The organism is Streptomyces sp. NPDC047000 (genome assembly GCF_040644295.1).
Taxonomy (GTDB): Bacteria; Actinomycetota; Actinomycetes; order Streptomycetales; family Streptomycetaceae; genus Streptomyces.
In genome coordinates, this window is sequence record NZ_JBEYWE010000022.1 from 100,321 (window position 1) to 107,005 (window position 6,685).

A 6,685-nucleotide genomic window follows, 5' to 3' on the forward strand; every position below is an offset into this window, starting at 1 on the left:
GGCTAGGACGGCGGCAGGCACGCCTTGCCCGGCGGCTTCCCCTCCGGCCAGGCGATCCGGACGAACCGCGCGCCGCCCTGCGGGGTCAGCTCCACGATCGGTACGGCCTTGTCGTACGGATTGCCGTGGGCGTCCAGGCAGATCCAGCCGCTCGCCCCGTTCACCCGCAGCGACCCCTTGACCTGCGGCCATTGCAGGCCGACGTCGGCGAGCGAGGGGATCTTCCGCCCGTCCGGGACCGCCTCCCGGATGCCGTGCACGGCCAGCTGGAGGGCGTCGTAGCCGATGATCAGCTGCCCGTCGACCAGGTCGGCGGCGCCGATCGGCCCGAGGGGCGCGCGCCCGCTCCTCGCGAGCAGCTTCAGCAGTACGCCGGTGTCCGCCGCCGAGCCGCCCGTCGTCGCGGAGTCCTTCGCCCAGGCGTCGGGGTGGGCCAGGGAGGCGTACCGGACGGTGAGACGGTGGCGCAGGGCGTCGCGGTCGAGGTTCTTCTCCTCGGTGAGGTAGGAACCGGTGTCCCCGGCCAGCACGGTGAACTTCCTTTCCTGGCAGCCGCGTCCGCCCAGCGCGTTGATGAACTGCACCAGCTGTGTGTGGCGTCCGGCGAACAGGATGGTGTCGGTGCCCGGCGCGGTGTCGCACATCAGGTGGGTGATCTGCCGGAAGGTGTTCGCGGTGGTGCCCGTCTGGTTGCGGTCGGCGGGCGGGGTGAACGGCTGCGGCTCGTACGGCGATCCCTTGATCAGGCCGGTGAACGCCTGTTGCAGGGTGCGGGTGTACGGGTCGCCGGGCTTGTCGTAGACCAGCACCGCCTTGCCCGCGCCCACCTCGGCGAACGAGGCGAGCGCACGGGCGAGGTCGGTGTTGGTCGGGGCGACCCGGGCGAGACCGGGGTAAGGGTCCTTGCCGTCCTGCCCGTTGGCCAGGTCGTCGGCGGTGATCGAGGAGCCGACCACCGGAATGCCCAGCCGGGTCAGCTCCTTGACCGCGTTCTTGTTGTTGCCGGTGCTCAGCGCGATCCCCTCGACCGCCCGCAGCCGGTCCGCGCCCCCGGTCATCCCGGCCAGCCGGTCGACGGTCTCCTGCCAGTAGGCGCTGGTGGCACCGGGGTTGGCGAGCACCAGGCGGATCGCCGGGGACTCGCCGTTGGCGTCATGGTTGGCGTGGTACTGCCCGAGATAGGCGCCCTGGAGCCCGTGCAGCACGTCGCTCACACTGGCCGGGGCGGTGGAGGTGTACGGCAGCATCACGGCGACCGTGACGTAACTCCCCGGCGCCAGGCGGGCGTTCTCCCGGGCGATCGCGCGCACGGTGTCCTTCAGCTTCGGGTTGCCGAAGTCGTAGGCCGTCGCCGACACGCCCACGCACTCGGAGCTGCCGACGGGCCGGTGCACCCCGGGCGCGCAGGACCGGTCGTCGTGCGTGAGCCGGAGCGCGAGGAGGACGGCCCCGGCCACCACCAGCGCCGTCGCCACCAGCGCCAGATACCGGCGCAGGGGTATCGCCCACACGCCCTCCCGCAGCCACGTGCCCCAGCTCCTGCGTGCCATCACGCCTCCCCCCGCTCGTGGTACGCCGTTCGTGCCTAGCCGTTCGTGCCGTCGCCGTTCCGGTCGTCCGCGTCCTCGCCGTCGTCGTCGCCGTCCCCGCCGTCCGGGGACTCCCGGGTGCGGGGGTCCGGCAGCGGACGGCCGGCGAGTGCCGCCGCGGGCCAGTCCCGTGAGGCCCGCCACAGCACCGCGTTGCCCGCGGGCCGCAGATCGGACAGCTGCTCCAGCTCGAAGCGCAGCCGGTCGGCGACCCGGGGGTCGGGCAGCACCAGCGGGTCGGACAGCTGCCACACCGCGTGCAGCAACCGCCTGATGCGCAGGTGCAGTTCGGCGCCGGCGGTGTCGATGCCGTCGGGCACCGGCAGCCGGGCGTCGGTCCGGCCGAGGGCCACGGCGGTCCGCCGGTCGCCCCGGCCGCCGAAGTCGCGGCCCTCGTCGTCGTGGGCGTGGAGGTACGGCGCCGACGCCACCGTGCGCAGGATGCGCAGCCAGGCGCGGGCGTCCAGGACGGGGAAGGCGCCGCGCAGCCGGGTGACCGCGGACTCCGTCCGGCCCAGGGCGAGTTCATGCTGCAACCGGAAGGCGTCCGAGCCACCGGCCGGTCCGCCCGCCGCTCCACCGGGCTGCCCGTCGCCCGGCCCGCCACCCTGCGGGTCGGGCGGGGTCCCGGGCGGGGTGCAGTGCGCGATCAGCGTCTCGTGGGCCGTGCGCCAGCGGGCGTGGTCGGCGTCGGCCAGATGCAGCCTCAGCAGGAGCAGGGTCCGGACGAAGGGATCGCCGACGAACTGGCCGGGGGTGCCCGGCAGTCCCTCCGCGGCGAGCCGGGTCTGCAGGGCCCGTACCGCGGAGGAGCCGAAGTCGTCGGCCAGCAGGGCGTCGGCCAGTGCGCAGGCGGAGCCGTGGTCGTGGGCGGCGGCCAGCACGGTCAGCTCGTCGAGCCGGTCGGCGGGCACCAGACGGGCGAGGAGCTCGGCGTACGCGGGGGAGTCCCCGTGGCCCCGGCCGCCGCCGCGCCGGCCGTCGTGCGGACGCAGCGGCGCGGTGAGCAGCTCGCCCAGCACGGTGGCCCGTTCGGGATGCTGCGCGGCGGCCTCGGCGAGCAGCACGATGCCGAGCGGGTTGCCGCCGGTCAGCCGGTGGACGGCGGCCGGCAGCCGGGGCGGCACCTGGACGCCGCCGCAGATCGCGCCGACGATGTGCAGGGCGTCGTCGGGGCCCAGCGGCGGCAGCGGTACGAGCAGCGCCCGGGAGAACGGCTCGGCGTCGTCGGGTGCCCACTCGGTGCGCCGGGCGACCTCCGGCAGCGTACGGCGCACCGCGCCCGGCAGCACCGTACGGCCGTCCCCGCGCAGCGCGGCCACGAAGGCGGTCCGGTCGGTGAAGCCCGCGGCACGGTCCTGGAGGACGGCCGTCATGAGCCCGCGCCCGGCCCGTTCCTGGGCGTTGTCGAGGAGGACGAGGGGCCGCCCGAGACGCCGCATCCGCGGCAGCACCCCGGTGTAGGCGTCGGTCAGGTCGGCGAGCAGGGCCCGCACCAGATGCCGCTCGGCATGCCTGCGCGAGCTGCCGCCCGCCTGGAAGTGCCCGGACAGCAGGATCAGCCCGCGTTTGGCGTTGTCACCGGAGCCGGGATACGTCCGGTACCACTGCGCCTCGCGGCGGTGGCGCCGGCCCGCGAGGCCCTCGGTCATGGACTCCAGGGTCGCCTCGATGGCCCCGGCCAGCACCGCGTCGCTGCCCGTCGCCGCGGCGACCACCTTGGCCGCCACCTTCCCGGCCCACCGCCCGGCGAAGCCCATCGGCGTGCCGCCCTCGTTGAGCAGCAGGATCCGGTCGACCTCGCGCCGCATCCGCTCCGAGTCGGCGTTCCGCCAGCCGCCCGCCGCCACCGCGAGCAGCCCCGCCATCAGCCGGGGGAACGCGATGCCGCCCGCTCCGGTGACCGGCTCCGTGAGGAGTTCGGCGAGCACCAGCAGGGCCTGCGCCACCGGTGACCAGGACTCGGCGGGCCGCTCCGCGGGCGGCGCCGCGAACTGCGCGTCCGCGCAGTCGATCAGCGCGACCGGGGTGTGCCCCGTGTAGGCCGCCTTCAGCTCCTCCAGGACCGCGCTCTTGCCGAGCCCGCGCGCCCCGCTGAGCACCAGGAACGGCGGCCCGGCCGGGGGCTCGTGCTCCGGCGCGTGGCTGAGATGCCGGTACGGGCGCAGGCCCACCAGCCGCGGCGCCAGACCCGCCGGATCCGTATCGAACAGCGCCCCCCGCCCATGCAGCTGTCTGTCCACCGCACCCCCTCAACTTCAGTGTAAAAAGAGGGGAGTTGTTTCGGAACGTAGCGGATGGTGTCCGTTGTGTTACGAATGCGGCTGCTGGCGCGGGATGGAGAGGATCATGTCCCGCAGCAGTTCCGCGTACAGCCGCATGTTCTTGTGCGCGGTGTCGGTGAGCGGATGGCGGCAGGCGAACCACAGCCCCTCGTGGACCCGGTTGATCCACACGCACACCTGGTCGCCGTACGACACCCGGAGCACGCCGTAGGTGTTCAGCTCGGTCCAGTGCTCCGAGCCCGGCAGATCGCGGGCGTCGAGGTAGGAGACGATCGAGTGCAGGTCGGGCGAGGTCGGCCGGAAGTCGCTGCCCAGCAGCCGCAGCACCCGGCCCAGCGGCATCCGCGCCAGCAGTCGGCTCGCCTTCAGCTCGGCGCGCACGCTGCGCATCGCGCTGGGCAGGTCGGGGGCGGCCGGGATCTCGATCGGCGCGCCGCCGACGTACCACCCCACCGAGTCCGTCCAGCGGGACTTCATCCGGGTGTGCATCGGCACCACCGTGCGGTACTCGGGCACGCCGCCGATCTGGTGCACGATGAGGCTGGTCGCGGCCAGCACACCGACCTGGGTGCCGCCGTAGGGACGGCAGAACGCCTCGAATCCGGCCGCCGCGTCGGCGTCCACCAGCATGTGGTGCATCACGCTCTGCCGCGGCAGCGGTCCGCCGGGCTCCAGGCCGAGGTCGACGGGGAAGGCGGGCAGCCGTCCGTCGTTGCGGCGGACGAACTCCCGCCAGTGGGCGATGATCTCGTGGTCCTCGTCGATGGCGTCCGCGTCCGCGCGCTCCAGGTCGCAGAAGTCGACGTAGCTCGCGGCGGGCCGCGGGGGCTCGGCGTGGCCGCCGGTGTGGGCGTCGTAGCGTTCGCGGATCTCCGCGGGCAGCCGGTGGAGGGAGTACGCGTCGACATTGCTGTGGTCGAACGCCAGGTACACGCTCGCGCCGTCGTCCCGGACGACCGCCGTGTAGAGGTAGTTCGGCCAGGTCAGGGCGTTCGCGGTCGCGTCGAAGCGGTCCTCCAGATGCCGTACGAGCCGCTCCGCGTCGGTGAACTCGCCGATCACCGTACGGCGCAGGGTCACCGCCTCCGGGGCCAGGGTGAACCGGCTCATCGTGTCCCCGCTCCAGCGGAAGCCGCTGCGCAGGGTCTCGTGACGGAGGGTCCAGTCGAGCAGGGCCCGTTCCAGCGCGTCGAGATCGGCCCGGCCGGGGATGTCGAAGCACACGGCCAGCCAGGTCGGCACGGACAGCCCGTCCTCGTGCACCGACCGGGCGGTCCTGAAGTGCGATTCCTGGATGTATGCGGGAGGCCGAGCGTCGTCGGGCAGGTGTGCCGCCGCCGCGACGGAGTCCGGGCTCAGCGCCCACTCGACCAGTCTTCCCGGCCGGACGTCGCAGCTCTGGATCTCGGTGATGCGCATTCGGAGCCTCCGATGGCAAAGAGGGACAAGCCGAACAAACGTAAGCTTCATCAGCAAGCCGGATGGGTGAGGCGGCGAAAGTTGAGCCGTTCGGATGGTTTGTGGAACGTGGGAGCGAGTCGCTGACCGCGCGTCACGCCGATGTCTGCACAGGGCGGCTGACGGCGGGCCGGCTGACGACGGGTCGGCTGACGGCGGGCCGTCGGTGAACGGCGGGTGATCGTCCTCGGTACGCTGACCCCGTCACCGGGCCGGCGGGGTCCGGGCGGGCGGGAGGAACGGTCATGGTCGCCGCACCGGTTCTTGAAGAACTCCGGGAGGTCTGCCAGCCGCAGGCCAAGCTGGCGAGCCGCAACGGCGAGCACTGGGCGGGGCGCCTCTACATGCGCCGCATATCCCTGCGCCTCACCCGCCGGCTCGTACGGACCCGGATCACCCCGGACCAGCTGACCTGGACCATGGTGGTGTGCGGGGTCGCCGCGGGCGCCGCACTGATGATCCCGGGCCTCACGGGCGCGGTCCTCGCCGTGGTGCTGATGCAGCTGTTCCTGCTCTTCGACTGCGTGGACGGCGAGGTGGCCCGCTGGCGGGGCCAGAACAGCGCGGCCGGCATCTACGTCGACCGCCTCGGCGCCTATCTGGCCGACGCCGCGCTGCTGGCGGGCGCCGGATTCCGCGCCGCCGGCTCCGGCTACGGCGGCTGGCTGTCACTCGGCATCGCCACCGCGCTCGGCGTGGTCCTGCTGAAGGCGTCGACCGACCTGGTGGACGTGGCCAGGGCCCGCCGCGGTCTCGGCGTCGCCGACGACGAGGCGAGCCGTCCGCGCTCCGAGGGCGTGGCGACGGTGCGTCGGCTGGCGGCGGCCTTCAAGATCCACCGTGTGACCAACGGCATAGAGGCGTCCCTGGTCCTCCTGGTCGCGGCGATCGCCGACACGGCGACGGACACCCTCGACCCGACCCGCTGGGCCCTGACGGCCCTGGCAGCCATCACCTGGCTGATGGTCCCGGCCCACCTCCTCTCGATCCTCTCCTCCTCCCGCCTCCGCTGACCCCACCCCCGCACCACCACACGGTCATACGCCACCCCGCCCCCCACCGACGGCGTCCCCACGCCCGCGCGGCTGCACCGGCATGCGGCTGTGCGGCGCGGGCACGCCCAGATGTTCCGGCACGCGCCGACGGTGTTTCCGTGCCGCCCTCGCCCGCGCAGTCCTGCGGGGCCGCACCGATGTGCGGCTCCGCCGCGCGGTTGCGCCCGTCCGTGTCGTTCCGGCACGCGCCGACGGTGTTTCGCCGCCCTCGCCCGCGCAGTCCTGCGGGGCCGCACCGATGTGCGGCTCCGCCGCGCGGTTGCGCCCGTCCGTGTCGTTCCGGCACGCGCCGACGGTG

Annotated in this window: 4 protein-coding genes; 1 reads left to right on the forward strand and 3 read right to left on the reverse strand. The window is 73.8% G+C overall.

What is annotated here, in order from left to right; genetic code table 11:
• Positions 1 to 2 precede the first annotated feature (2 nt).
• The 3 genes from ABZ862_RS28605 to ABZ862_RS28615 all read right to left on the reverse strand — a co-directional run bounded on the left by ABZ862_RS28605 (position 3) and on the right by ABZ862_RS28615 (position 5,293).
• Positions 3 to 1,550, reverse strand: a complete 1,548-nt coding sequence (locus ABZ862_RS28605) for a hypothetical protein (protein WP_360963904.1) — start codon at positions 1,548 to 1,550, stop codon at positions 3 to 5.
• Positions 1,551 to 1,585: 35 nt separating this feature from the next.
• On the reverse strand, positions 1,586 to 3,832 hold the full coding sequence (locus ABZ862_RS28610) for a hypothetical protein (protein ID WP_360963907.1): 2,247 nt from the start codon (positions 3,830 to 3,832) through the stop codon (positions 1,586 to 1,588).
• A 69-nt stretch (positions 3,833 to 3,901) separates the two neighbouring features.
• Positions 3,902 to 5,293, reverse strand: coding sequence for a condensation domain-containing protein (locus tag ABZ862_RS28615; RefSeq protein ID WP_360963910.1), 1,392 nt, complete (start codon positions 5,291 to 5,293; stop codon positions 3,902 to 3,904).
• Between the two features lie 284 nt (positions 5,294 to 5,577).
• Here ABZ862_RS28615 and ABZ862_RS28620 point away from each other — a divergent pair, with 284 nt between their 5' ends.
• Positions 5,578 to 6,345, forward strand: coding sequence for a CDP-alcohol phosphatidyltransferase family protein (locus tag ABZ862_RS28620; RefSeq protein ID WP_360963913.1), 768 nt, complete (start codon positions 5,578 to 5,580; stop codon positions 6,343 to 6,345).
• Positions 6,346 to 6,685: the final 340 nt, after the last annotated feature.

What these genes read in the sequence shown, in the direction of transcription:
- ABZ862_RS28620 (WP_360963913.1), top strand. Translation starts at nt 5,578, where the DNA reads ATGGTCGCCGCACCGGTTCTTGAAGAACTCCGGGAGGTCTGCCAGCCG.
- ABZ862_RS28615 (WP_360963910.1), bottom strand. Translation starts at nt 5,293, where the DNA reads ATGCGCATCACCGAGATCCAGAGCTGCGACGTCCGGCCGGGAAGACTG.
- ABZ862_RS28605 (WP_360963904.1), bottom strand. Translation starts at nt 1,550, where the DNA reads ATGGCACGCAGGAGCTGGGGCACGTGGCTGCGGGAGGGCGTGTGGGCG.